Source organism: Aquibium microcysteis (assembly GCF_014495845.1).
GTDB lineage: Bacteria > Pseudomonadota > Alphaproteobacteria > Rhizobiales > Rhizobiaceae > Aquibium > Aquibium microcysteis.
Genome location: NZ_CP061080.1, coordinates 527,291 through 551,835, shown reverse-complemented (window position 1 = coordinate 551,835; position 24,545 = coordinate 527,291). Strand labels below are relative to the sequence as shown.

Below are 24,545 nucleotides of genomic sequence, written 5' to 3'. Positions count from 1 at the left end.
GAGCGGGGCCGTGGCGACTTGACGATCTGTCGTTTTAAAACTACATCTCCTCATGCTCGACCTGAAGCAGACGGAGACGTTCCGGAAGTGGTGGATGCGCCTCGGCGACGAGCGCGCCCGCGGCGTGATCTTCTCGCGGTTGGACCGTCTCGCCTATGGCCACGTCGGCGACGTACGACCCGTCGGCGACGGCGTCAGCGAATTGCGCATCCACCACGGTCCGGGTTATCGCGTCTACTTCCAGCGACGCGGCGACACGATCGTCGTCCTGCTGTGCGGAGGCGACAAGAGCACCCAGGCCAGGGGGACATCAGGACCGCGAAGCGCCTTGCGGCGGAATGGAGCCAGTGAAGATGGCTGAGAAGCTCACGACCTTCGACCCGGCAGAGGGACTGACCTCGAACGAGGCCGCCGCTGCCTTCATGGCGGAGGCCTTCGCGTCGGAGGACGCCGGCTACATCGCCCATGCGCTCGGCGTCGTCGCGCGCGCCACGGGCATGACCCGGATCGCCCGCGAGACGGGTCTCTCGCGCGAGCAGCTCTATCGATCGTTCAGCGCCGACGGCAACCCGACGCTCAAGACCACGCTCCTGGTCATGAAGGCTCTCGGCATCGAACTGACGGCAAGGTCTCCAGCGCACCGCCCGGAGCCCCTGTGAGCGCGGACGAACTGGCAGCATGGCGGCGATGCGGCCGGAGGCGATGTCGATCGCGCGCCTGATCTGTGATAGCTCCGCATCGGCACACGCCTCGAGGGACCGGACACAGGACGAGCAGACATGAAGATCGCGACCTGGAACATCAACGGCGTCAAGGCGCGGATCGACAACCTCATCGCCTGGCTGACGGAGAGCCGGCCCGACATCGTCTGCCTGCAGGAGATCAAGTCGGTCGACGAGGGTTTCCCGCGGCTCGAGATCGAGGCGCTGGGCTATCATGTCGAGACGCACGGGCAGAAGGGCTTCAACGGCGTCGCCATCCTGTCGAAGCTGCGCTTCGACGAGGTGAACCGGCGCCTGCCCGGCGACGAGACGGACGAGCAGGCGCGCTTCATCGAGGGCGTGTTCTCGACGAAGATGGGCGTGCTGCGCGTGGTCTCGCTCTACCTGCCGAACGGCAATCCCGTCGGCACGGAAAAGTTTCCCTACAAGCTCGGCTGGATGGAAAGGTTGGAGCGCTGGAGCGCGGACCGGCTGGCGCTGGAGGAGCCGCTGGTGCTCGCCGGCGACTACAATGTCATCCCGCAGCCGATCGACGCGAAGAACCCGGCCGCCTGGGTCGGCGACGCGCTGTTCCAGCCGGAGAGCCGGGCCGCGCACCGGCGGCTCGAATGGCTCGGCCTGACGGATGCGACGCGGGCGGTCACCGGCGAGCAGGTCTTCACCTTCTGGGACTACCAGGCCGGGGCCTGGCAGAAGAACAACGGCATCCGCATCGACCACCTCATGCTGTCGCCGGAAGCGGCGCGGCATCTGTCCGCGGCCTCCGTCGAGAAGCACGTGCGCGCGTGGGAGAAGCCGTCCGACCACGTGCCGGTGGCGATCGAGCTGGCGCTCGAAGCGGCCTGAACGCGGACGCTTAGAGCGTGTCATTCAACCGAGGATGCGAAAGAATACCTCGAGAATCCTCGAGATTTCGGGCTTGAGCTGCGCTGGAACGCGCAGTCCTTCTCATCCTCTCAGGCGTCCTCGCGGCCGTGCTCGGAGGCAGCCGACACGGACAGGCGCAGCCCCATGGCGTTCATCACCTTGACGATGGTGGCGAATTCCGGATTTCCGCCGCGGCCGAGCGCCCGGTAGAGGCTTTCGCGGGAGAGACCCGCATTGCGCGCCACCTCGCTCATGCCGCGCGCCCGCGCGACGTCGCCGAGCGCAGCCGTGAAGAGGGCCGGGTCGCCCTCCTCCATCGCCGCGTTCATATAGGCGAAGATCATGTCCTCGCTGTCGAGATGCTCCGATGCATCCCAGGTCTTCAGATCAGCCATCGTCCTGCTCCCGAAGTTCCTTCGCCAAAGCCTTCGCGGCGGCGATGTCACTCTTCTGTGTTCCCTTGTCACCGCCGCCGAGGAGGATCACCACCGTGCGGCCACGCTGCAGGAGATAGATCCGATATCCCTGTCCGTAGTGGATCCGGAGTTCCGACAGCCCATCGCCGATGGGGCGGACGTCGCCGAGATTGCCGAGCGACAGGCGCCTGATGCGGACGATGATCCGCGCGCGGGCCTGTTGGCCCTTCAGGCCCTAGAACCAGCCGGAATATGGCGCTGCCTCCAGAACCTCGATCATGCGCAGGAATGTAGCCCACGGGCGACAACGGTACAAGAACGGCGCTGCTCCGGAGCCGACGCTTTCGGATGTGTCCCTACAGGCTGCCGCGCGGACGCCCGCCGCGCGTGTCTGGCCTGCAAGGGAGCCTCGTGGCATGCTGTCGGGATGTGGCGCATGATCGTCCTTGCATCGCTGACGCCGGCCCTCTCGGCGGGCCTGACTGGCCTTGCGGCCGCCGACTGCATGTGCGCGGCCAACGGCACCCGCTACGAGACGGGCGCCGTCGTCTGCATCCGCAGCCCGGCCGGCGACTGGCTCGGTCGGTGCGGCAAGGTGCTCAACAATTCGTCGTGGGAAAAGCTGGCGGACGGCTGCCCGGTCACGCTCGACGCGGGCGATCGGGAACCGCCGATGTCTCAGCCTGCGCCCGCCACCGACACGGCTTTACCGCGCGACTCCGGCCAGGGCTGACGCCGATCACGATCATGGGCCGCGCAAGGTGGAAAAGCCCCGGCTGCCGACGGAGAAATGGCTGATCAGCGGGCGCCGCGGCGCAGCATGTCCTCGGCCAGCGCGATGGCGGTGCGGCGGTCGGATTCGCCGGCGAGCGAGAAGGCTTCCTCCTGCAGGCTGCGGATCCAGATCTGATCGGAGGGCGAGGCGCGCTCGAGCGCGGCGGTCATCATCGCCAGGCCCTTCACCACCTTGCCGCTCTGGAAGAGGAGGTCGCCGAGGGTGGCCTGGGCGCCGGAATGGCCCTTCTCGGCGGCGAGCTGGAACCAGCGGCCGGCCTGCTTGACGCTGACCTTGACGCCTTCGCCGCGGAGGAACATCCGGCCGATCTCGTACTGGGCGGCCGGGTTGCGGTAGGTGGCCGCGGCGCGCATGTAATAGTCCTGCGCGGCGGCCGGATTGGCCTGGACGGGTGTCCCGGGAATGCCGGTGCGGACATAGCCGGCCAGCGCCACCAGCGCGTCGGAGACGTAGCTCTCTTCCGGACTGCCAGGCTCCACGTCCTGCTGCACGATCAGGCTGAAGGCCTTGAAGGCCTCGTAGTCGTTGCGCTGGACGCCGTCGCCCTCGGCATACATGCGCGCGAGCTTCCAGCGCGCGCCGAGCTGGCCGTTGTCGGCTGCGTAGCGATAGGCCTCGACCGCTTCCTGCTTGTGCCCCTGCCGGTAGGCGTCGAAGCCGAAGCGGAACATGTCCCAGGGGCTCGAGCCCTTCTCCTGCATCGTCTTGGGATCAAGCGCGTGGGCGCTTCCCGCAGCGATCAGGCCGGCTCCAACGACACCGCTCAACAGGGTCGCACGGACCCACGCACTCATCGGCATTTCAATCGGCTTTTCCTGCCGGAAAGACAAACGATCCAGTCGGGCAGAGACGGCTCGGCGAGCCCTCTCCCATCCGCAGACCGGTCCCTGTCCCCATGGCATCCACGTTCCGTTTCGCGCCCGTCCCGGGCCAACTCGCAGCGATGGCCGCACCTGGCGCCTTCGCGATGTCTACTGAGTTGCTACTCGTTTATGGCGGGAACGCGGCAACCGCCAGATGGCGTTTGCGAGCGTGAATTCTTCCTGAACAAGTGTTGCGGAATCGACACTGCCGACGATGCCCCGGCGAGACCGGAGGCAAGACCTGTCGACGCTAGGCCTTGCCTTCCTTGTTCTCGCGCGTGAGCACGGAGGCCGCGACCGAGCCAAGGATCAGGATCGCCGTGACGGCCAGCGCCACCGTCGACGGCACCTTGTAGACATGGGCGAGCAGCATCTTGCCGCCGATGAAGATCAGCACCAGCGACAGGCCGGTCTTCAGGTGGTGGAATTCGCGCATCATGCCCGACAGCACGAAGAAGAGCGCGCGCAGGCCCATGATGGCGAAGACGTTGGAGGAGAAGACGATGAAGGGGTCGTCGGAGATGGCGAGCACGGCGGGGATCGAATCGACCGCGAAGATCAGGTCGGTGAACTCCACCGTCATCAGCACGACGAAGAGCGGCGTCATGTAGAGCAGGCCCTGGCGCGTCACGAAGAAGCGCGATCCCTCGTACTCGTCGGTGACGCGCCCGGTCTTCTTCAGGAGCCGCACGACGCGGCTCTGGCCGGGATCGATCATGTCGTCGCCCGACGTCATCATCTTGTAGCCCGAGAAGATCAGCAGCGCGCCGAGCGCCATGCCGATCCATTCGAACTGGTCGACGAGCTTCACGCCGGGCACGATCAGCGACAGGCGCATCACGATCGCCCCGACGATGCCGTAGAAGAGGACGCGATACTGCGCTTCGGCCGGCACGCGGAAATAGCTGAAGATCAGCGCGATGACGAAGATGTTGTCGAGGGAGAGCGCCTGCTCCACCAGATAGCCGGTGAGGAACTCCGCGCCGCGGCTGGGTCCGGCGAACCAGAACACGCCGGCGCCGAAGAGGAAGGCGAGCGTGACGTAGCCGGCGACGGTGATGCCGGCCTCGCGCGGGCTGATCACGTGGTCCTTGCGGTGCAGAACGAAGAGATCGACGAACAGGATGACGGCGACGAACGCCAGGAAACCGGGCCAGAGCCAGTCGTGCATGTGCATGGGGAAAAAAGCCTGCGCCGCGTGAGCGCGCCGTCGTTCGGTCCGACATCACAGGCGACGCCTCGCCTGTCAGAGGGGCCCGGCCCGGGTGACGGCTCTTTTTGCGCCCGAACGGGCCGCTTGACAAGCGGCCCGTGCGATCCGGCACGCAGAATTATCAGGAAGGCTGAGATATCTTCGCCGCCGCGGCGGTCAGGCTTCGCCCGACACCCGCTGCAGCGCGACCCTCAGCCGGGCGAGAACGGCCACGAACTCGGCCCGCTTCTCGCGCTCGGCCTCGACGATCTCGTCCGGCGCGTTGGCGACGAACTTCTCGTTGCCGAGCTTCTTGTCGATGCGCCCGATCTCGGCCTCGGTCTTGGCGATCTCCTTGCCGATGCGCGCGGCCTCGGCCGAAAGGTCGATCAGGTCGCCGAGCGGTATGCAGGCGGTCGCCTCGCCGACGACGATCTGGGCCGAGCCCTTCGGAGCCTCGGCGGCGAGTTCGATCGCGGTGACGCGCGCCAGCCGCATGATGGCGGGCGCATGGCGGCCGAGACGCTCGCGCGTGACGGCGTCGGCCCCCACCATCGCGAGCGGCGCCTGCGCGGCCGGCGGCACGTTCATCTCCGAACGGACGGAGCGGATGCCCGAGACGAGGTCGACCAGCCAGTTGATCTCGGCTGCCGCGGCCTCGTCGGCGAAATTCGGCTGCGGCCAGCGGGTCAGTGCCAGCATGTCGGGCCGCGCGCTGCCCTCCGGCGCCGTCCGCGCCCAGAGCTCCTCGGTCATGAAGGGCATCATCGGATGCAGGAGCTTGTAGATCTCCTGCAGGACATGCGCCACGCAGGCCCGCGATTCGACCTTCGCCGCCTCGTCCTCGCCCATGAAGACCGGCTTCAGCAGTTCCAGATACCAGTCGCAGACCAGGTTCCAGACGAAGGAGTAGGCCGCGCCCGCCGCCTCGTTGAAGCGGTAGGTCTCGATGCCGCGCGTGATCGCGCCGGCGGCGCGGGTCAGTTCCGTCAGAATCCAGCGGTTGACGGTCAGCTTCGCTGCGGCCGGATCGAAGGACGGATCGAGGGCCGCGCCGTTCATCTCGGCGAAGCGCGTGGCGTTCCACAGCTTGGTGCCGAAGTTGCGGTAGCCGGCGATGCGGGCCGGGTCGAGCTTCACGTCGCGGCCCTGGGCGGCCATGATGGTGAGCGTGAAGCGCAGCGCGTCGGCGCCATACTCGTCGATCAGTTCCAGCGGATCGATGACGTTGCCCTTCGACTTCGACATCTTGGCGCCGTTCTTGTCGCGGACCAGCGCATGGACGTAGACGGTGTGGAAGGGCTCCTCCTCCATGAAGTGCAGGCCCATCATCATCATCCGGGCGACCCAGAAGAAGATGATGTCGAAGCCCGTCACCAGCACCGAGGTCGGGTAGTAGGTCTTCAGCTCCTCCGTACGGTCCGGCCAGCCGAGCGTCGAGAAGGGCCACAGCGCCGACGAGAACCAGGTGTCGAGCACGTCCTCGTCGCGGACGAGGATGTCGCCCGGCTGGAAGTTCTCGAGCTTCTCCTCGACCCAGGCCTTCCACGGTCCCTCGAGCGCCAGATAGTACTCGACGGCGGCGTCGAGCGCCTCCTTCTCGGTCTTCTCGACGAAGACGTGGCCGTCCGGCCCGTACCAGGCCGGAATCTGGTGGCCCCACCAGAGCTGGCGCGAGACGCACCAGGGCTGGATGTTCTCCATCCACTCGAAATAGGTCTTCTCCCAGGTCTTCGGGACGAAGCTGGTGCGGCCCTCGCGCACCGAGGCGATGGCGGGCTTCGCTAGCGTCGCGGCGTCGACATACCACTGGTCGGTCAGGAAGGGCTCGATCGGCACGCCGCCGCGATCGCCGTGCGGCACCATGTGGCGGTGCGGCTCGACGCGGGCGAGGAAGCCGCCCTCCTCCATCAGGTCGACGACCAGCTTGCGCGCCTCGAAGCGGTCGAGCCCGTCGAGCCGGTCCCAGACCTCCTCGCGCATGAAGTCGAGCTCCAGGCCGTCGAGGAAATCCTCGTTGTCCTTCAGCGTCACCTTCGCCTCGACCGTCAGGATGCTGATCGCGCGCAGGCCGTGCCGCTTGCCGACCTCGAAGTCGTTGAAATCATGCGCTGGCGTGATCTTGACCGCGCCGGTGCCCTTCTCGGGATCGGAATAGTCGTCGGCCACGACCGGAATGCGGCGACCGACCAGCGGCAGGACGAGGTTGCGGCCGACGAGGTGACGATAGCGCTCGTCGTCGGGATGCACCGCCACGGCGGTGTCGCCGAGCATCGTCTCGGGACGGGTCGTGGCGACGGTGATGTAGGTGGCGGGGTTCTCGGGATCGAAGGCGACCCCTTCGATCGGATAGCGGAAGTGCCAGAGATTGCCGTCGACCTCGTGCTGCTCGACCTCGAGGTCGGAGATCGCCGTCAGGAGCTTCGGGTCCCAGTTGACCAGCCGCTTGTCCTTGTAGATCAGGCCCTGCTTGTAGAGCGTGACGAAGACCTCGACGACCGCCGTCGAGAGGCCCTCGTCCATGGTGAAGCGCTCGCGCGACCAGTCGCAGGAGGCGCCCAGCCGCTTCAGCTGGTTGACGATCATCCCGCCGGATTCGTCCTTCCACTCCCAGACGCGATCGATGAATTCCTCGCGGCTCATGTCGCGGCGGCGGATCTGGCGCTCGGCCAGCCGGCGCTCGACGACCATCTGCGTGGCGATGCCGGCATGGTCCATGCCCGGCTGCCACAGCACGTTCCTGCCGCGCATCCGCTCGAAGCGGACGAGGATGTCCTGCAGCGTGTTGTTGAGGGCGTGCCCCATGTGGAGCGAGCCGGTGACGTTGGGCGGCGGAATGACGATGGTGAAGGGATCGGCGCCGTGTGCGGCGCCGGCACCGGCACGGAAGGCGTGCTCCTCTTCCCAGCGGCGGGCTATTCTCGGTTCGACGCTCGCTGCGTCATAGGTCTTGTCAAGCATCTGGGACGTCCGCGCTCGCAGGGCAATGGAGGCGCGCCGACACCGGCACCCCCGGAGCCCGGTGTAAACCCGATGGGTCGGACCGAGTCAACCATTCCGGGGAGCCCGGAGGCTGCCGGCCAAACCGCGCCCGAGACCGGTCCGCGGCGCAGGCGAACGGCGCCGCGGCAGCGAGCCGTCGATCGCCCGTCGTCCGGACCGCGGTCAGCGGCCACCGCGGGCGACGCGCTCGATCTCCTCGCGCACCAGCTTCTCGACCAGCGTCGGCAGGTTGTTGTCCAGCCAGTCCTGGAGCATCGGCCGCATCATCTCGGCGGCGAGCTCGTCGAAGGTCTTGCGGCGGCTCGCCTCGAAGGCCTCGGTGAGTTCACCGAAGGCGGCGGCGACCTGACGGCCGGTCCGCTCGGAGATCAGCGACGCCTTCTCGACGGGAGCGGCCGCCGGCTGAGGAAGAGGCTGAGCGTGCGCCGCCGGCTGCGGCTGCACCAGCGTTTCGCCGGCCGGCGCAGACATGGCCGGCTCGGGCGCGGCAGGACCTTCGGACATGGCGGCGGGGTCTGCGGCCATGGAGACGGGGACCACGGGATCGACCGGCTGCGGCCGGCGGGCTTCGGGCTCGGCGCGCCCGGGCATGGGACGTGCCGCCGCGCGGTCCTGATCCGCCTGGCGCGCGACCGGCTCGTCTGCGCCCGGGCGCGGCGCCTTCGGCAGGTCGAAGGCTGCAGCCGGCGCGTTCGCCGCGACCAGATCCATCCGCTCCTCCTCGGCCGCCCCGGCGCGCGCCTGCTCGGGCTCGCCTCTCGCCGGAACGTCCTCGGGCTTGCGCACCTGATCGCTGTCTTCGATGATCCGGCGGATCGAAGCGAGGATTTCCTCCATCGAAGGCTCGCGCTGCACGCCACCCGCCTGTGGCAGTTTCAGTTCAGCCGCGTGACTGGCCATCGCCCGTATCTCCTTCCCGATCGCCGATCGGTGCCCGAATCATGCTGCAAGCCTAGCGCTTCGGTCCTTCCGAGAGAATCCCCGGCCGGACCGGCCATTCCCTTTCGCACAGATATCCGGGGCGTGGCGGCCCGACCAAACGCCAGCGGCCGCGCAGTGCGCGGCCGCCGCAGGAAAAAGGGAGAGGACGGTTCAGCGGCCGTCGGGCGTGCGCAGGCCGAACCACTTGTCCTTGACCGCCTCGTAGTGCTCTTCCGGCCTGTAGGTGGCAACGTTGAGCCCCAGGCTCTCGACGCCGAGGCTGCCGATGGCCGACAGGATCGCGAAGCTCGCCAGCACGACGTCGTGTTCGGCACTCACCAGATTGACCTGGGCCGTGATGACGGAGGCCTGCGAATCGAGCACGTCCAGCGTGGTGCGCTGGCCGACGTTGCGCTCCTCGATCACGCCGTTGAGCGCCAGCTGCGCGGCCGAGACGAGCTCGCGGTTCGCTGCGACGACCTCGGCACCCGCCTGGAACTGCGTCCAGGCCGAGGTGACGGCGGCGCGAACCTGGTCGCGGCTGACGTCGACCTCGATGCGGGCCTGGCCGAGCGATTCCTTGGACTGGCGAACGAGGGCGGAGGTGCGTCCGCCCTGGTAGAGCGGGATGGTCAGCGTGGCGCCGATCGAGGCGGAGTTCGAGTAGCCGTCGGATCCCGGACGTGCCGGGGAGGCATCCGAAAAGCTGCGGCTCAAGCCGGCACTCGCGGTGACGCCCGGCAGCAGCGCGCCCTCGGCCGAATTCACCGAGAAGCCGGCGGCGTCGACGAGATGCTGGGTGGCGAGGATCGCCGGATGGCGCACCAGCGCCAGTTCGATCGCCTGGCCGAGGCTCTTCGGCAGCAGCCTGGCGAGCGGGCTCACCGGCTGCAGCTTGCCCGGCGCGTCGCCGACGATCTGGCGGTAGGTCGCCTCGCTGGCCTGGGCGGTGGCGCGCGCCAGGCTGAGCTGCGCCACGGCGGCGGAGCGGCTCGCCTCCGCCTGGGCGACGTCGGTGCGGGTGCCCTCGCCCACGTCGAAGCGGGAGCGGGCGGCGCGCACCTGCTCGCTCAGGAACTCGAGGTTGCGCTCGCGCAGCACCGCGATCTGGCGGTCGCGGATGACGTCGAGATAGGCGGTGGCCGCGCTGTAGAGCGTGTTCTGCTCGGTGTTGCGCAGCGATTCGCGCGCCGCATAGACCTGCGACTTCGCCGCCAGCACGTTGTTCTTCGTCTGGAAGCCGTCGAACAGGGTCTGGTTGATCTGCACGCCGAAGGAGCCCGTGCGGATGCTCGCCTCCGTCAGCCCGGAGGTCTGCGTATACTGCAGCGACCCGGTCGCCGCGATGGTCGGGCGATAGCCGGACTTGGCGATGGCCACGTTCTCGTCGGTGACGCGCACGCCGGCGCGGGCCGAATTCAGGGCGGAATTGTTCTGGTAGGCCTTGGCCAGCGCCCCCAGCATCGTCTCAGCGCTCGCCGGCCCGGGCGACACAAGCGCGGCGGTGACAAGCAACGCTGCCAAAAGACTTTTCGAAATCGACGCCACGACGGACCTCATTACCTGACCGGACGCGTGCGCTGCGTCCCCCGAAACTCCGGACCGGGCCTGAGCCCGACCTGCACAGACAGCTCCCTCCCTATCGCGCCGCCGGAGCAGCCGATAATCGTACGCTTGACCAAGATGGCCGCCGCGGACGAGACGCGCAAGCCTTCAGAACTCGAAAGCCTTCTCCTTGCGGAAGCCGGACAGCGGCCTCACCGCCGCGTTGAAACCCCGCCTCCCCGAAATCGAGCCGCCCTGCCGGACGTAGAGCCGGGCGATGCCGGCATTGCCATGGCCCTCGACGACCACGAGGCGGCCGCCATCCTTCAACTGGTCGAAGATCGGCTGCGGCACTTCGTCCACCGCGCCTTCCAGGACGATCACGTCGTAGGGCGCCTCCGAGGCGTATCCGGCCGGCAGCGGCCCCTGCACCACGGCGACGTTGTCGTATCCGAGTTCGGCGAGCCGCGCCGTCGCCTGATCCGCGAGCGCGGCATCGCTTTCGAGCGCGATGACGGAACCCGCGACCAGCGACAGGATCGCCGCCGAGTAGCCGGAGCCGGCGCCGACGTCGAGCACGACGTCGGCGGGGCCGACATCCGCCAGTTGCAGCATCTTGGCGAAGGGAGACGGTTCCATGAGGAAGCGCCGTTCGCCCGAGCCGGGCGGGGTGATGTCGAGATCCTCGTCGATATAGGCCAGGGACCTGAGGCGCGACGGAACGAAGGCCTCGCGCGGCACCGACAGGAAGGCGTCGAGAAGAGGGATCCGGTTGACGTCGGTTGTCCGAAGCTGGCCGTCGACCATCTTGGCCCGCTGCCGCGCGAAGTCAGCGCTTGTCGTCAATGTTCGTCTCCGCCGGACTGCTTCGATCAAGCGGGGGATGGAAGCGTCCCTCGCGAAACAGCCGGCGCTGGAGGCCTCGCCCGGAATCGAACCGGGGTGCAAGGATTTGCAGTCCTCTGCGTAACCACTCCGCCACGAGGCCTCGCCGCGATCGGCTGTCTATGGGCGATCTGTTAACAGAGGGTCAACGGGCCGACAAGCGCCCGGCGGCAAAATCAACCGCTGTCTGCAGAGGGTGCCGCGGCGGCGGGAAGGGTCCCGCGCCGGCCGCACGCGGCGTCGACGCCGCCCCGCCCAGGGAAACGCCGTCGCGGCCTGCGACGCAGGCCGATTCCGCTTCGGGACCGGGACGACGGCGGCGTTGCGATTCGCCTGCAGTCCTTGTCCGCAGGAGCGCGGGCAGCGTCCGGGTCGGCTCCCGGAGGCTGACCCGGCGCGATCCGCCGTGCGTCGGGCGACGTGCGGCGAGGCGGGGAATGGCGCGGCCCGGTCCGGCGCCGGTCCGGCGGCCATCGCGCCAATGCGACCGGAACGGCTCGCCGCGCGATTCGGGCGCCGGATGCGGGGCCGTCAGCCCCGACCGCGACGGCGATGCCACCACACGGCCGTGCGCCGGCGCCAGCGGCGCACGGAAGGAATGTCGTAGGACAGGACGAGAAGGCCCGAGGGAATCATCCAGAAGCCCAGCACCGGCAGGAAGCCGAGGAAGCCGCCCAGGATCAGGGCCGCGCCCGAGGCGATTCGCATCCGCCGCGACCGGGGCATGCGGATCCTGCGCCCGAAGGCATGGATCGCCGGCCCGCTCTCCGGCGCCCCTGCCCCGCTCTCTTCCGCCGTCCGCTCCTGCCGATCGTCCCGCGCCACCCGCCGTTCCTTCATCCCGATTCCGGAGGGCGCGCCGGCGGGCGTTGCGCCCTCCGTGTCTCCCTCCGTGTCGCGCCCCGCGACGTTCCTCTTCCCCGCCGGGTCGCCCCGGCCGCGGCTGCACGCCGCGACGCTCCGCGTCACCCGCCGGTCCGCCGCCGCTGCCGCGCGCCGCGACCGTTGCCGTGCCGCGCGACGCTCCTCGTCGCCGGCCTATAGGCCCGGGCCGCCGCCGCGCGCCGCGACGCTTCTCTTCCGGCGGGATCCGGCCCGCCGTCGCCGGTCCGACCGCCGATGGCGCGGCGATCCAGGCGACGGCGCGGCGATCCGCGCGGACGCATGAACGCGCCGGACGGCCGGCCGATCCCGTCCCGAGCCTGCTATATCGGGCGCGCGCCGGCCATTTGCGACCGGCCCTCCCTTCTCCCGGAAAAAAATGCATTTGCCGCTTGGCAAGCCGCAAAGGCGTTTGCTATAGGCACCGCACTTCGCGAGCGCTGTTCCCCGGTAGCTCAGTGGTAGAGCAACCGGCTGTTAACCGGTTGGTCGCTGGTTCGAATCCGGCCCGGGGAGCCAATTTTTCCAACGACTTGACCCGCCATCGTGTCTGCGAAGCGATCGATCTATTCACCGCGATCAGGCCGCGTGAACGGCCGTCACGTGCCGATGCGGAACGTTCCCACACATCCATGTCGATCTCGGTGCCGACGGCTTTCGGGGGTATCGTGGCGTCTGTGACTCGACTGTCGGTCCCCGATCGTTGCCGGACCCGCCGCAGTTGCCGTCGATCGACCGCTCCGGCCTGCGGGGAGTTGCCTTTGTCTTATGCAGCCCTCCCTGGAGCAGCGCCGTGAAGCACATGCAGGTTCGCGACGCCCAGGCCGAGCTGTCTTCGCTAATCGCCGCGGCCGAGCGCGGCGAGCCGACCACGATCACGAAGCATGGCAAGCCTGCCGCCGTGCTGGTGCCGGTTGCGGATGCGCGCAAACTCCATCCGTATCCCGAGGCCCCGAGCTTCGCCGATCACCTGCTCGCATTCCCGGGCGGCATCGAGTTCGAGCGCGACCGCACGCCGCTGCGCGACATCCATCTGTGAAAGGCATTCTCGTCGACACGTCGGTGTTGTCCGAGAATCGCGCCGGGCCGGCTGAGCGCAACCGCGGCGCGGTGGTTCCGCGACAATGACGGCCACCTCTTCCTGCCGGTCGTCGCCTTGAGCGAAATCCGCCGGGCATCGGGCGGCTGGAGCGCCTGGGCGCCATGCGCAAGGCCGAAACGGCGTCGATGTGGTTCAACCGGACCATGGAGGTGTTCTCGGACTTCCTGGTTCCGGTCAGCACGCGGATGGCGATGGAGGCAGGAGCGCGTTCCGATCGCGCCAATGCGATCGGCCGGAATCCGGGCTTTGCCGACATACTGATCGCAGCAACCGCGCTGGTGAGCGAAATGCCCGTGGCCACGCGCAACCTGCGCCATTTCGAGCCGCCAGGCGTGCCCTGCCTCGACCCGCTCGCGGAGGGCTGACCTCGCCCGCCATCCGTGCGATGCCTGCGCGTCCCGCGCACTTCGATCTGGAGCATGCCGCGTCGGCCGCTGCGCCGAGCCCGCGCCGGTCGCGCGAGGCGCCGCGCCCTCACGCCACGAGGCGGTAGCGGCCCTGCCCGGCGGTGGCGCCGCGCCCGACATGGCAGGTCTGGCCGATCACCAGCAGCGGCCAGAGTGCGGCGAGGTCGCCTTCCAGCGTCACCACGCCTTCGACCACCGGATTGGCGAAGCGGCGGTCCTGGCGCCGCGAGGCGCGACGGGCATCGGTCTGCGCGAGGTGGGCGCCGCCATAGGCGATCCCGCGCCAGGCCTGCGCCAGCGCCGGCCAGTCGCAGTCCGGTTCGGCGTCCATCCAGCGCGCCAGACCGTCGACGCGGCGCGCCAGGCGGGCGACGAGCGTCCACGGCGCCTCGAAGACATCCGCACCGGTGGCATCGAAGGGCGTGGCGAAATCGAGCGCCGCGAAACGCGGCGCCGGCGGCAGCGCCAGGCCTTCCACCGTGGCGAGATCGACGCCCTCCACCGTGAGCCCGCGCCGCCCGCCGGCCAGGTCGACGTCGTGCGCCAGTGCTGCGACCAGCGCCTCGCGCGCCGCGGGCAGCCAGTCGCAGGAAAAGCCGAACAGCGTGAGCCGGAGGTCGAGATGGCGGCGATGCAGGTCGGCGCCGATCACATAGGGTTTGGGCAGGCCGTGACGTCCGCCGTCGAGCCGCAATTGCTCGCGCAGGAAGACGTCGAGCGCGCAGGGCGGATCGAAGCTGCACGGCCGGCCGGCCAGCGCGGACGCCGACGCGCCCGCCATCAGCCGGCCGCCCCAGGCGCCGCGCACCCGGTTGAGAAGCGTGAGCACCGGCATGTCGGGCGGGCGGGCGGTGCGCACGATGATCACCTGGTGGAACCACCGCGCGGCCAGCGCTCCGAGGTCCGGCCTGTCGGCCGGCGCGGCCAGCCGCCGTGCGATCTGTCCCTCCGCCACCTCGTCCGGTCCCCACGCCATGCCGCCCCCGCCATCGCCGCCCTTGCCGGCACAAGAGCCGATTTCGCGAAGGGTAACAAGCACTTGCGGGCGTCGACGCCTGCCCGGAGGGTCTGGAAGGCTTCGTGGATTCAGAATAAAGTGAGGTAATTCAATATATTGAGTGATTTCAGCGGCAAGTTGATCATGGTATGTTCCAGAATGTACCTCAAATCTGGCGTCCCTTCATGGAGAGAGGTGCTTTTTCGAGCCTCTTGACAAGGGCCTCGGAAGGGGTGAGTCTGGACCTCAGCCGCATTCCACGCGGATTGAGACGATAACCAGCATGGTACGGCGTGGTGATGCAGCGTCTGGACCTCAGCCGCATTCCACGCGGATTGAGACATTGCGGATGGCACCGTCCTGCGGGCCCGTACCGTCTGGACCTCAGCCGCATTCCACGCGGATTGAGACTCGAGTAGGTGAACCCTTGCTTCTCCTGCTCCTGTCTGGACCTCAGCCGCATTCCACGCGGATTGAGACTTTCCAGCCGCTGGTAGGTCTCGTGGTCGGCGGAGTCTGGACCTCAGCCGCATTCCACGCGGATTGAGACCTCCATCCCTCCATGACGTCTACGTGTATTCCGGTCTGGACCTCAGCCGCATTCCACGCGGATTGAGACACGGTGCGGGGGTCGCGCCAGCGCAGGGGTTTCGTCTGGACCTCAGCCGCATTCCACGCGGATTGAGACGAGCTGTAGACGTCCACCGGCACTTCGATCCGGTCTGGACCTCAGCCGCATTTCACGCGGATTGAGACTTTCTTCTCGGCCCTTAGGGCGTTCCTGTCGGCGAAGTCTGGACCTCAGCCGCATTTCACGCGGATTGAGACCAGGAAACTCCGGTGCAGGCCTGCTGGAAACCCTCGGTCTGGACCTCAGCCGCATTTCACGCGGATTGAGACACCGAAACGGCGGCGATCGAAGCGGCGAGAAGGGTCTGGACCTCAGCCGCATTTCACGCGGATTGAGACAGGCCTTGTGGCCGTGCTCCGCAATGTATGTCGTCTGGACCTCAGCCGCATTTCACGCGGATTGAGACAGGCCTTGTGGCCGTGCTCCGCAATGTATGTCGTCTGGACCTCAGCCGCATTTCACGCGAATTGAGACCGCCTTGGCGCGCCGGGCGGCCGCATCTTCGGTCTGGACCTCAGCCGCATTTGACGCGGATTGAGACTTGCGCGGAGGAGCTTCCTCCATCACCCGTGTCTGGACCTCAGCCGCATTTGACGCGGATTGAGACCTAAGACGGCGACGATTGCCGTCCAAACCGCGGTCTGGACCTCAGCCGCATTTCACGCGGATTGAGACACGAACTCGACGAACACCGGGAGCGTGTTCTGTCTGGACCTCATACTACTGGCCTTTACCTTCGACCTTCGCGCCGCCCCTCATCCGCCTGCCGGCACCTTCTCCCCGTAACACGGGGAGAAGAACGCCGTCACCGACGGCTTCGCCAGTCGCAAAGGTCGCCTCCCTGGTGACGACGTCGCGGCCGTGCCCCCTTCTCCCCGCTTGCGGGGAGAAGGTGCCGGCAGGCGGATGAGGGGCAGCGCCGTGGGTCAATCGAAAAGACCGCTGGTATCAGCCGCATTTCACGCGGATTGAGACAGCTCGTCGCGGAGCATGGCCGTGTCCATCTGTCTGGACCTCAGCCGCATTTCACGCCGATTGAGACGAAGCGTGGCCGCCGTCTCCGGCCGCCGGTGGGTGGCCGTCCGGCACCCACCCGCACACTACGCCGATCGAGCCGCACCGACGGCGGCGGACGCCGCTCCTTGCCGCCCGTCCGCGATACCGCCGCGCGTCGCGGACGGCCACCCCGCGCCGCCCTCACAGGATCCAGAACGGCCCGTCTTCCGGCATCGGAGCGCCGCCCCGGTGCAGGCAGCGGGCGAGGGCGTTGGCGGGCAGGGCATAGAAGCGCAGCGAATCGCCGGGGCCGCAGTGGCGCGACAGGCGCTGCAGGAGGCCGGCGGCCGCTTCCTGCGTGAGCCGGGCCTCGAAGACCGAGCCCTGCACCCGCACGCCGTGCTTTTCCAGCGCGCGGGCCATGCGGCCGCGGGCGCGGTCGTCGCTGACGTCGTAGGCGATGGCCCAGGCGATGGCATCCTGCGGGTTCTTCACCGGCGCCTCCTCCATGGCCGGCAGACGACCGATGGCGGCGTCGCCGGAGCATCCTGCGGGGTCTTCACGGGCGGCACCTCAATAATCCACCGACACGGGGACATAGGCGGCCGGATCGCCCGCTTCGAGCGCCTGCGACAGCGCGATGGCCTGATCGGTGATCAGCGCGCGCCAGGTGCGGCGGCGGCCCTCGCCATTGCGCGTCTCGCGGCCGCAGGCGCGCTCGTGGGCGCGGATCAATGCGCGCCAGCCCTCGGCCAGCATGCGCGGCGTCGCGGCGCCCGGCGCCGGGGCGAACATCGCCTCCCCCACCACCTTCTGGTTGATCGCGGCGGCCACCACCGCCTCGGCCAGCGGCGGGCGGAACTCCTCCATAAGGTCCCAGCTTGCTGCCTCGCCATGGTCGCGGGTGGCATGCAGCATGCCGAAGCCGGGGTGAAGCCCGGCACGAAGCAGGGCCGCACCGACGTCGCGCGCCAGAAGAGCGGCCGTCACGTTGAGCATGATGTTGACGGCATCCGGGCGTTCGCGGTCGCGCTTGCGCAAGGTGAAGAACGGGCCTTCCAGCATGGCGCCGAAGGCCGGCCAGTAGAGGCTGGCGGCATGGCCCTCCAGCCCGCGCAGCACGTCGAGATCCGGGCAGTGCGGCACGCGGCGGATCAGATGGTTGAGCTTCGCCAGCGCCCGCACGGTGGCCTCGTCGGCGCGGGTCCGGTTCAGCCGGCGCAGCAGCGCGCGCTGGTTGCGCAGACGCCCCTCGACGAAGCGTTTGGCGAAGCCGAGGCACAATGCGGGGTCGAGCGCGGCGCGCGCCTGCGCGAGCTGCCGGCCGGCCCTGCCGTCGAGACCGCGCGTCACCTGGCCCAGCGTCTCGCCATGGCCGTTGACGAAGGCGACCTGGGTTTCGCTGGCCAGCGCCAGTTCGATCGCTTCCGGCGCATAGGAGACGCCGGGGCCGATCTCGATGCGGTCGCAATCGTCCGGGTGGATGACGACGAGATCGGCAGAACCGTCGTCGTCGGCACCGCCGCGCGGCTCGCCCGCCGCATCGGTGCCGAGCAGGCTCTCGCGCACCAGGAAGCCGCGGTTGCGCACGGCGAGCGACCGCCCGGACGTCGTCAGGTAGAGCACGCGCTGGCCGACGTCGAGCCGGGCGCGGGCGCGGCGCCCGTCCGCCTCCTCGCGGCGTTCCGCCTCGGCGGCGTCGGCCGCATCGCGCCGCGCGACCTGTGCCAGCAATGCGTCGGCGCCCGCCGGCTCCCCTTCCCCGTCCGCCGCCGGGAAAGCGAAGGCGCCGGCGAAGACGTGGCCGAGAAAGCGGAACCCGGCTTCGAACGCCGTGACGCGCGTCTTGTCGCGGTTGAGCGTCAGCCCCAGCCGCGCCAGTGCCCGCTCGGTGCGGGTGAGCGCGGCTTCGGCGCCGTCGGGCGAGCGGGCGAGCACCAGAAAGTCGTCGGCGTAGCGCACGATCGCCAGCCCGTCCTTCGACAGGGCCTCGTCCATGCGGTCGAGAAACAGATTGGCCAGCAGCGGCGACAGGGGCGATCCCTGCGCCAGGCCCCGGCCCGACGGCGCCGAATGCTCCAGCCAGTGCGCCAGAAGCTGGCCGATCGGTCCCTCCTCCAGGCTCTCGGCCAGCCGCTCCATCAGCGGGTCGTGCGGCACGCGCTCGAAGAAGCGCTCGATGTCGGCATCGACGACGTGGGAGAAGCCCTGGCGGCGCAGATAGCCGATGCGATCGACGGCGTGGCGCACGCCGCGGCCGGGCCGGTAGCCGAAGGAGCCCGGCTCGAACTCGGCGTCGAGCAGCGGTCCGAGCGCGGCGGCGAGCGCGGTGTGGACGATGCGGTCGCGCACGCAGGGAATGTCGAGCGGGCGCTCGCCGCCGCTCTTCTTGGGTACCAGCACGCGCCGCACGGGCCCCGGACCGTAGCTGCCGCGCTCGATGTCGAGCCGCAGATCCGCCAGCCGGCGCACGACGTTCGCCGCGAAGGCCTCGACGCCGATCCCGTCGCCCCCCGCCGCGCCGCCGTTGCGCGAGACCTTCTCCCATGCCGCGCGCAGCGCGTCGGCGCCGAAGGCGGCGAGCCAGACGTCGGCATCGCGGATCAGAACGGGTCGCGGCCCGCGCGTTTCGACCATCGAAAACCCTCCGATCCTCTTTGGAGATGATGATAGATGATAATATGCAAAGAGATAGCGCGATTTCCTGGCAAACTGTTCTCGGTACGGTCCATTTGACCGTTCTTGCGGGTCGTCTCTTCGTGGAAAGACCCGTTTTTCGCCAAGACTTGACAGAATGATCGAATGGGGTGAGTCTGGAATTCAGCCGCACTTCACGCGGATTGAGACCGAATCATCGGCGAAGCTGTTGTTTGCCCCGGTCTGGAACTCGGCCGCACTTCACGCGGATTGAGACTCATCGGCGAAGGCATTGTTGTTTGCCGAAGCGTCGGGAACTCAGCCGCACTTCACGCGGATTGAGACCCTCGCGTTCGAAAGATTCTCGTGTCGCTTGGTCTGAAACTCAGCCGCATGTCACGCGGATTGAGACCCGTACGCCTTGGCCTTCGCGTTCTCCGTGTCGGTCTGGAACTCAGCCGCACTTCACGCGGATCGACCCTGGCGGTACAGAGCGCGCTCGGCCGGTCTGACACTCGCCCGCCCATCATGCGGACCTGACCGCCCGCCACGCTCAGCATCAGCCTTCATCTGCACCACGGGCGGGAGTGTCGTCGTGTCCCGGCGCAGGCCGTGTCCCGCCGCGGGCCACAACCGGGACGTCTGGACATGCCGTAACGTTACCCCTATCATCGCGTGCATCGGAAACTGCCGGGGGGCGCCGATGGGATTCATGGAACCGAGCGACGGGATACGCCGTCTGGCCTCCCGGCTCGCCCATCTGCACGAGATCGATCGCGAGGCGGCGGCGGCGGTCGGCGTCGAGAGGTTGACGCCGAAGGAACTCACCGCCCTCATCCGGGAAGCGGGCCTCATCGCCGAGCGCCTGCGCTACCGGGGGCGCCGCTTCGTCCTGCGCGACCTCGCCATCGCGGTGAGCCCGGACGACGCGATATTCGGTTCGCTCACCAGCCCGCACCAGATCGAGTTCGTCTCCTGCGTCTTCGGCGGCGACCGGTCGCGTCAGACAGACTTCATCATCCGCCGCCTCTGCTGCGATCGTCTCGACATCGTCGATTGCCTCTTCGTGCTGTGCGGGCTCGCCGTCGAACATTGCCAGATCGAGCGGACCGTGACGCTCCAGCATCTGACGCCCGAGCGCCTCCGGGTCAGCCACGTCCAGGCTGCCGAACTGTCGGTCGAGGACGTCACCACGACGACCGTGAATTCCTCGTTCGGATCGGAAGACCCTGGCGTCGACGGCGATGGCGAAGAAACCGAGCCTCTGGCGCCGCTGGTGATCGCCGAGCGCGGGGATGCCGGATGGATCGACATCGCCGACTGCCGCTTCGACGAGGATCTGCGGATGGCGAAGCTTTCCTGCGAGGGCGCCTTTCGCCTGCGCAACAGCCGAGCGGGCGGACGGGTCGACGTCGATTCCTGCCGTTTCACGAAAGGCGCGCTGTTCGATCGGCTGACGATCGACCGCGATTTCGTCCTGCACGGGTCGCTGTTCGAGGACAACGCCCTGCCCGCCGAACGGACGGAACGGGCCTGGACGCTGGATGACATCGACGAGTGGGCCACCGCCGCGCCGCTCGCATCGCTCGTCCTTCGAAACCTTCGGATCAAGGGCGGATTCGCCATGCGTCGCGACGCTGCGGGCGCGGCGCCGGTCGCCTCGGAGAACGTGGCGCTGATCGAATGCACCGTCGGCGGCGAGGCGCTCCTGTCTCTCGAACAGGCGCCCGGGGAGAACGACGTCGACCGAAAGGCCGGCCTGGCAGCTCTGCGGTGTCGCTTCGACCGTGACGTGACCCTCGAAGCGATCTGGCTGAAGCGTGGCGTCGCCTTCGAACATTGCAGCCTCGGTCCATCGCTCAAGCTGGTGGGGCAGGTGAGCGATCACTGCCCATTGGTGTCCATGCGCAACTGCAGCGTCGAAGGCATTGTCGATCTGAGGCGGTCGGAGGACCTGGAGCGTTCGAAGGACGACGGGGAGCATCCCTTCCGGTTTCGCACGGCCTTCAGCTTCCGCTTCGGCCGCGCCGGCGCTTTCGCTTTCGAGAACGTCCACCTGTGGCGCGAGGACGGGCATGGGTTCGAGATCACCGACAGCCAATGCCCGTCCGGACTGCGGCTCGATGTGGACAGTCTCGACGACAGCAGCGCATCGCTCGCCCGCTCCCGTTTCGGGGGCGTGGTGTCGATCGGCGTCACCGATCAAGACGCGAAGGCCGAGGTCGGAAAGAAGTCGGGCTTACCTCATCTCGACCTCGAGCAGTTACACGCGGAAGCGCTCGAACTTCGCCTCCGAGCCTTCACGGGGGCAGCCGCGGCGGCGAGACCGGAACTCAACCTGTCGAACGTCTCCGTGACGACCTTCAGCGACAACGTCGCGGAGTGCCAGACGTGGAAGGTCAAATCCCGCGGACTTCGCTTCAGCTTCCTGCGGACCAAGGACTCCACGCGCGCAGGCGGCAGGAACGACGAAATTCAAACCTGCGATCATCGCAAGCGCTGGCTCAACGGTGAAGAATGCGAAAGCGAGCCGACGGTCTGGATGAAATTCGTTCGCGGCTATGACGAACTCGGAATGGAAGATTGCGCAAACCATCTCTTCGCAGAGATCCGAGGCCGGCGGTCGCTCAGAATTTTCGAGGCCGCCGCAGACAAGATCGCGAGCGAATTTTCCCGATATGGATACGACCTCAACAGGACCATATGTTATTGTATCTTCACGGCCTGCTTCTTCGGAATTTTATGGTCTGTTTTCATTTACGATGCATGCGGCGGAAACCGATGCGCATCGCAGAGCGGGGTTTTGGTCATGACCAAGACGGGGCTTTATCCTCCCGCCTCCGGTCCCGGAGAATTGCCTCCGGGATACCCGGCCCTGGAGGGGTTCGTCCTGGCACTGGACCTCATGGTTCCCGTCGCGAATCTCGGGATGGCCGATCACTGGGAGGTCAATACGAGCTTTGGGGGCGAGAGCACGCGCTGGACCGGCAAGGGCACCTTCTTCTTCGTGGTGCGCGCCGCCAACGAGTTTGTCGGGCTGGTGCTCTTCTCCTTCATCGTCGCCTCCCTCGCCCGCCTGATCCTGCGGGGAAAGACGACCGTGTGACAGCGGCAGTCCTTTCGATCGACGGATGGCGCCGCCCCCTCATCCGCCTGCCGGCACCTTCTCCTCGCAAGCGGGGAGAAGGGCGCTCGGCCGCCGCGGCGACGCCATATCAGCCCACGGTCGAGAACGGCGAAGCCGTCGATGAAGGCGTTCTTCTCCCCGTGTCACGAGGAGAAGGTCTCGGCAGGGGGATGAGGCGCAGTGCCGAGCCCAAGGACACTGGTATGACGGGACCGGGAGCGAACGGTGCCCGGCGCGCGCCGTGATCAGCGTTGGCGCCGCTCCATCTTGAGGAGCACCGGCCCGCCGGCCGGATAGACGCGTTGATCGTTGGTCGGCTTCACCTGGTCGCGCAGCACCTGGTAGGGGTTGTCGGGCCGGTTCGAATTGGGGACGGGTTCCCGCAGCCGCAGATAGTCGAGTTTTCCCTGCCGCTTCATCTCCGCGCCAACCTCGGGATCGCACATGGCGAGGAAGGTCTCGACGTTCGCGCGAAGCTCGTTCGCCTTGTCGCCCAGTTGCCTTTCCACGTGGGCGGCGAATGCGTCGCGAAAGTGCGCCCGGGCTTCCCGATCCGCGCCATGGTCCGCTACGGACGTGTCGCGATTGTATTGAACGCGCAGGCTTTTCACAGTCGCCTTGATCTGGCCCGCGCCGAAAGGCTTGCCGCGCCCGATCGCATGACGAAGGCTATCGTCACCGCACAGGGTGACGGCCTCCAGCACGAGGCCGAGTTCGGCGTCCGTGACGTTGAACAACCGGATGCGGCTCGTGAACTTCAGCGACTTGGCGTTGGGCGCCGGAACCAGGAAATCGAGGCGCGACAGCACCTTTTCGCTCACTCTGCCACCAGGTGACATGGCCTTGACTGCTTCCACCTGCTCCCGAAGCGACTTGCGGACCGAAGTCTCGTTGTCTTGCGGTCGATCCGGCTGATGCCGGACCGGATACCGCTTGCGTCCGGCGATTGTGGGTATCGTGTCGCCGGGGGCGGAATAGTCCTTCCAGTTTCCCGAGAGATAGAAGGGCGAAAAGGACGGCTTCGGCCCGCTCATCACGGTCTCGATCGGCCCGGTGCGTCGCACCAGCTTCGGGTCGTTGGGAACCTCGCCGTGGTCGAATGCGATGCGGCCCTTGCGTGAGTATTCGGACGGATCCTCCCCGTCGGGCAATCCGGTCTCCGGCTCGTAGACATAGCCGAACAAGGCATCGACCATGTCGAGTTTCGTACGATCGACCGGCCCATCCGAATGGGTCGGGGATTTCACGCCGGACTCCTCGAGCACCTTTTTCAGCGTTTTCGTGTGCGGCACCTTGAAAAGGCGGGTGAAGCCGAAGGCGAACTTGTTTTCAAGCTGAAGGCCAAGATCTCCCACGTAGAAAACGGGAAGCTCAAGGTCCGGATCCGCCGCGAACATGGCGGCTAGCTCCTTCCAGCCCCCTTCCGGCCGCAGCTTGTCGCCGACATACTGGCTCTGGGACTTCACGAAGCGGGACCAGAGTTCCGGCTTGATTGCCGTGGCCTCTCGACGATCCGACCGCGCGAAGACATATTCGTACCGGCGCTGGCGCGGGCTCGGCGCCTTGCCCGAAAAGACCAGATGACCTTCGATCGAACCGCCCGCCATCAGGGCCACGACCCGCCCGCCGTCGGTCTTGGAGCCGACCGGATTGAAGCGGAAGACGGCCTGACGAGTCGCGATCCGGTTCCTTGAATCGGGATCGATACAACGCTTGTTCTCGAAGTTTATGCTCGCGTATTTCTCGGCGATGGGCAGCTTGTAGAAATCCTCGATGCTCGCGATGCGTGCACCGCGGATCGCGCCCGACGACCAGAGACTTTTTCCTTCGATGTAGTACCAGTCGCCGGCGGGCTCGATCGCGAAAGTGACTTCCTCAAGGGCTTCGTCGCCGCGGTTCGCCGGTCCGACACGGCGAATCCAGCCGGCTCTGATATTCTTCGTGGAACTGATCCCAAAAGTGCTGCCATCATCTGATGCCTCCTTTTCGTCGACGGGCTTGCCATAGGCACGATGCGTGAAATCGCGGATGGCGAAGGACTGATCGGCGTTGACCTGCGCGAACGTCATGCTGGCGCCGCCGACGATCTCGCAGACGGAGCGGATGGCGCCGCGGATCGTCGTCGCCGGTACGATGTAGGTGAGCGTCTGCCCGGAGCCCTTCCAGGACACCGGGACGACGGTTCCGCCCTCCTGTTCCGCCCCGATCAGCAGCGGCGTCTCGGCCTCCCAGGCGATGTCGATCTCGGCCGAAAGCTTGTCGGCATGGGGCTCGTCGATCGGAAGCAGGGCCTCCTTCTCGGCAAGGACCACGAGTTTCGCATCATAGGGAACGAAGCGGTAGGGCGCCCGGTAGTACTGCGGATTCTCCGACCGCTTTCGCGCGGGCGGCAGGGCGTCCGGCCGGCCGCTGGCCGTCCGGCGCCGGTCCTCGCCAGCCCGGGACGGCGAGCCGGCTGGCGTCGCGCTCGCCGCCGCAAGCAGCTGTGCCTTCCTTTTCTCGAACTCCTCCTTCGACATCTGCCCGACCCGGACCAGAACCTCGAGCCGCCTTATC

General features: G+C 67.7%; 20 protein-coding genes, 2 tRNA genes and 1 CRISPR repeat array. Of the genes, 8 read left to right on the top strand and 14 right to left on the bottom strand.

The features are described 5' to 3' along the window. Window positions 1-52 precede the first annotated feature (52 nt). The 3 genes from IAI54_RS02545 to xth all read left to right on the top strand — a co-directional run bounded on the left by IAI54_RS02545 (window position 53) and on the right by xth (window position 1,568). Window positions 53-361 carry a type II toxin-antitoxin system RelE/ParE family toxin gene (locus IAI54_RS02545; RefSeq protein WP_187970862.1) on the top strand — a complete coding sequence of 103 codons (309 nt, stop codon included), beginning with the start codon at window positions 53-55 and terminating at the stop codon, window positions 359-361. Then, a complete protein-coding gene (locus IAI54_RS02540; RefSeq protein WP_187970861.1) occupies window positions 354-659 on the top strand; it encodes an addiction module antidote protein in 306 nt (101 codons plus the stop codon). Before IAI54_RS02545 ends, IAI54_RS02540 begins: the two co-directional genes overlap by 8 nt. A gap of 120 nt (window positions 660-779) precedes the next feature. After that, the gene (gene xth / locus IAI54_RS02535) at window positions 780-1,568 is read left to right on the top strand and encodes an exodeoxyribonuclease III (RefSeq protein WP_187970860.1); all 789 of its coding nucleotides are present in this window, start codon (window positions 780-782) and stop codon (window positions 1,566-1,568) included. 110 nt (window positions 1,569-1,678) lie between these two features. Here the strand turns inward: xth and IAI54_RS02530 are convergent, their stop codons facing one another. Both IAI54_RS02530 and IAI54_RS02525 read right to left on the bottom strand, forming a co-directional pair. Further along, a complete protein-coding gene (locus IAI54_RS02530; protein ID WP_187970859.1) occupies window positions 1,679-1,984 on the bottom strand; it encodes an addiction module antidote protein in 306 nt (101 codons plus the stop codon). Further along, window positions 1,977-2,189, bottom strand: coding sequence for a type II toxin-antitoxin system RelE/ParE family toxin (locus tag IAI54_RS02525; protein ID WP_420838288.1), 213 nt, complete (start codon window positions 2,187-2,189; stop codon window positions 1,977-1,979). The genes IAI54_RS02530 and IAI54_RS02525 overlap by 8 nt, the downstream gene beginning before the upstream one ends. A 252-nt stretch (window positions 2,190-2,441) precedes the next feature. On the opposite strand from IAI54_RS02525, the gene IAI54_RS02520 reads away from it, so the two are divergent. Then, the gene (locus IAI54_RS02520; protein WP_187970858.1) at window positions 2,442-2,738 is read left to right on the top strand and encodes a hypothetical protein; all 297 of its coding nucleotides are present in this window, start codon (window positions 2,442-2,444) and stop codon (window positions 2,736-2,738) included. Between the two features lie 65 nt (window positions 2,739-2,803). Here IAI54_RS02520 and IAI54_RS02515 read toward each other — a convergent pair whose 3' ends face one another. The 8 genes from IAI54_RS02515 to IAI54_RS02480 all read right to left on the bottom strand — a co-directional run bounded on the left by IAI54_RS02515 (window position 2,804) and on the right by IAI54_RS02480 (window position 12,050). Continuing rightward, a complete protein-coding gene (locus IAI54_RS02515) occupies window positions 2,804-3,595 on the bottom strand; it encodes a tetratricopeptide repeat protein (RefSeq protein WP_420838260.1) in 792 nt (263 codons plus the stop codon). 319 nt (window positions 3,596-3,914) lie between these two features. Beyond that, window positions 3,915-4,841 carry a TerC family protein gene (locus IAI54_RS02510; RefSeq protein WP_235679231.1) on the bottom strand — a complete coding sequence of 309 codons (927 nt, stop codon included), beginning with the start codon at window positions 4,839-4,841 and terminating at the stop codon, window positions 3,915-3,917. Window positions 4,842-5,033: 192 nt separating this feature from the next. Beyond that, on the bottom strand, window positions 5,034-7,817 hold the full coding sequence (locus tag IAI54_RS02505; RefSeq protein ID WP_187970856.1) for a valine--tRNA ligase: 2,784 nt from the start codon (window positions 7,815-7,817) through the stop codon (window positions 5,034-5,036). Between the two features lie 204 nt (window positions 7,818-8,021). Continuing rightward, window positions 8,022-8,759 (bottom strand): PopZ family protein, encoded by a 738-nt coding sequence (locus tag IAI54_RS02500; RefSeq protein WP_187970855.1) that lies wholly within the window; start codon window positions 8,757-8,759, stop codon window positions 8,022-8,024. A gap of 192 nt (window positions 8,760-8,951) precedes the next feature. Continuing rightward, window positions 8,952-10,340, bottom strand: a complete 1,389-nt coding sequence (locus tag IAI54_RS02495) for a TolC family outer membrane protein (RefSeq protein WP_187970854.1) — start codon at window positions 10,338-10,340, stop codon at window positions 8,952-8,954. Between the two features lie 153 nt (window positions 10,341-10,493). Further along, entirely contained in the window at window positions 10,494-11,132 is a 639-nt protein-coding gene (locus IAI54_RS02490; RefSeq protein ID WP_187972986.1) for a protein-L-isoaspartate O-methyltransferase family protein, read from the bottom strand. 107 nt (window positions 11,133-11,239) lie between these two features. Then, a tRNA-Cys gene (locus IAI54_RS02485) sits at window positions 11,240-11,313 on the bottom strand. Between the two features lie 428 nt (window positions 11,314-11,741). Beyond that, a complete protein-coding gene (locus IAI54_RS02480; protein ID WP_235679230.1) occupies window positions 11,742-12,050 on the bottom strand; it encodes a hypothetical protein in 309 nt (102 codons plus the stop codon). Window positions 12,051-12,536: 486 nt separating this feature from the next. On the opposite strand from IAI54_RS02480, the gene IAI54_RS02475 reads away from it, so the two are divergent. From IAI54_RS02475 to IAI54_RS02465, 3 genes are all read left to right on the top strand, one after another. Then, window positions 12,537-12,611 (top strand) — tRNA-Asn (locus tag IAI54_RS02475). Between the two features lie 283 nt (window positions 12,612-12,894). Beyond that, window positions 12,895-13,131 (top strand): type II toxin-antitoxin system Phd/YefM family antitoxin, encoded by a 237-nt coding sequence (locus tag IAI54_RS02470; protein ID WP_235679362.1) that lies wholly within the window; start codon window positions 12,895-12,897, stop codon window positions 13,129-13,131. Window positions 13,132-13,295: 164 nt separating this feature from the next. Further along, complete coding sequence (locus IAI54_RS02465; protein WP_187970852.1) at window positions 13,296-13,559, top strand: PIN domain-containing protein; 264 nt, start codon at window positions 13,296-13,298, stop codon at window positions 13,557-13,559. Between the two features lie 109 nt (window positions 13,560-13,668). On the opposite strand, the gene cas6 is transcribed toward IAI54_RS02465, so the two are convergent. The 3 genes from cas6 to cas1 form a co-directional block, all read right to left on the bottom strand. Beyond that, entirely contained in the window at window positions 13,669-14,577 is a 909-nt protein-coding gene (gene cas6 / locus IAI54_RS02460; RefSeq protein ID WP_187970851.1) for a CRISPR system precrRNA processing endoribonuclease RAMP protein Cas6, read from the bottom strand. Between the two features lie 258 nt (window positions 14,578-14,835). Continuing rightward, window positions 14,836-15,904: direct repeats of the CRISPR family, unit length 36 nt; unit sequence GTCTGGACCTCAGCCGCATTCCACGCGGATTGAGAC. Window positions 15,905-16,426: 522 nt separating this feature from the next. Further along, entirely contained in the window at window positions 16,427-16,720 is a 294-nt protein-coding gene (cas2, locus tag IAI54_RS02455; RefSeq protein WP_235679229.1) for a CRISPR-associated endonuclease Cas2, read from the bottom strand. Between the two features lie 78 nt (window positions 16,721-16,798). Beyond that, window positions 16,799-18,862 (bottom strand): CRISPR-associated endonuclease Cas1, encoded by a 2,064-nt coding sequence (cas1, locus tag IAI54_RS02450; RefSeq protein WP_187970849.1) that lies wholly within the window; start codon window positions 18,860-18,862, stop codon window positions 16,799-16,801. A gap of 421 nt (window positions 18,863-19,283) precedes the next feature. Here cas1 and IAI54_RS02445 point away from each other — a divergent pair, with 421 nt between their 5' ends. Continuing rightward, on the top strand, window positions 19,284-21,968 hold the full coding sequence (locus IAI54_RS02445) for a hypothetical protein (protein WP_187970848.1): 2,685 nt from the start codon (window positions 19,284-19,286) through the stop codon (window positions 21,966-21,968). Between the two features lie 266 nt (window positions 21,969-22,234). Here IAI54_RS02445 and IAI54_RS02440 read toward each other — a convergent pair whose 3' ends face one another. Further along, on the bottom strand, window positions 22,235-24,508 hold the full coding sequence (locus IAI54_RS02440; protein WP_235679361.1) for a TIGR03986 family type III CRISPR-associated RAMP protein: 2,274 nt from the start codon (window positions 24,506-24,508) through the stop codon (window positions 22,235-22,237). Window positions 24,509-24,545: the final 37 nt, after the last annotated feature.

Excerpts from the sequence above, each read along its gene's own strand:
- IAI54_RS02545 (WP_187970862.1), top strand. The coding sequence starts at position 53 with ATGCTCGACCTGAAGCAGACGGAGACGTTCCGGAAGTGGTGGATGCGC.
- IAI54_RS02540 (WP_187970861.1), top strand. The coding sequence starts at position 354 with ATGGCTGAGAAGCTCACGACCTTCGACCCGGCAGAGGGACTGACCTCG.
- xth (WP_187970860.1), top strand. The coding sequence starts at position 780 with ATGAAGATCGCGACCTGGAACATCAACGGCGTCAAGGCGCGGATCGAC.
- IAI54_RS02530 (WP_187970859.1), bottom strand. The coding sequence starts at position 1,984 with ATGGCTGATCTGAAGACCTGGGATGCATCGGAGCATCTCGACAGCGAG.
- IAI54_RS02520 (WP_187970858.1), top strand. The coding sequence starts at position 2,442 with ATGATCGTCCTTGCATCGCTGACGCCGGCCCTCTCGGCGGGCCTGACT.
- IAI54_RS02515 (WP_420838260.1), bottom strand. The coding sequence starts at position 3,595 with ATGAGTGCGTGGGTCCGTGCGACCCTGTTGAGCGGTGTCGTTGGAGCC.
- IAI54_RS02510 (WP_235679231.1), bottom strand. The coding sequence starts at position 4,841 with ATGCACATGCACGACTGGCTCTGGCCCGGTTTCCTGGCGTTCGTCGCC.
- IAI54_RS02505 (WP_187970856.1), bottom strand. The coding sequence starts at position 7,817 with ATGCTTGACAAGACCTATGACGCAGCGAGCGTCGAACCGAGAATAGCC.
- IAI54_RS02500 (WP_187970855.1), bottom strand. The coding sequence starts at position 8,759 with ATGGCCAGTCACGCGGCTGAACTGAAACTGCCACAGGCGGGTGGCGTG.
- IAI54_RS02495 (WP_187970854.1), bottom strand. The coding sequence starts at position 10,340 with ATGAGGTCCGTCGTGGCGTCGATTTCGAAAAGTCTTTTGGCAGCGTTG.
- IAI54_RS02490 (WP_187972986.1), bottom strand. The coding sequence starts at position 11,132 with ATGGTCGACGGCCAGCTTCGGACAACCGACGTCAACCGGATCCCTCTT.
- IAI54_RS02480 (WP_235679230.1), bottom strand. The coding sequence starts at position 12,050 with ATGAAGGAACGGCGGGTGGCGCGGGACGATCGGCAGGAGCGGACGGCG.
- IAI54_RS02470 (WP_235679362.1), top strand. The coding sequence starts at position 12,895 with ATGCAGGTTCGCGACGCCCAGGCCGAGCTGTCTTCGCTAATCGCCGCG.
- IAI54_RS02465 (WP_187970852.1), top strand. The coding sequence starts at position 13,296 with ATGCGCAAGGCCGAAACGGCGTCGATGTGGTTCAACCGGACCATGGAG.
- cas6 (WP_187970851.1), bottom strand. The coding sequence starts at position 14,577 with ATGGCGTGGGGACCGGACGAGGTGGCGGAGGGACAGATCGCACGGCGG.
- cas1 (WP_187970849.1), bottom strand. The coding sequence starts at position 18,862 with ATGGTCGAAACGCGCGGGCCGCGACCCGTTCTGATCCGCGATGCCGAC.
- IAI54_RS02440 (WP_235679361.1), bottom strand. The coding sequence starts at position 24,508 with ATGTCGAAGGAGGAGTTCGAGAAAAGGAAGGCACAGCTGCTTGCGGCG.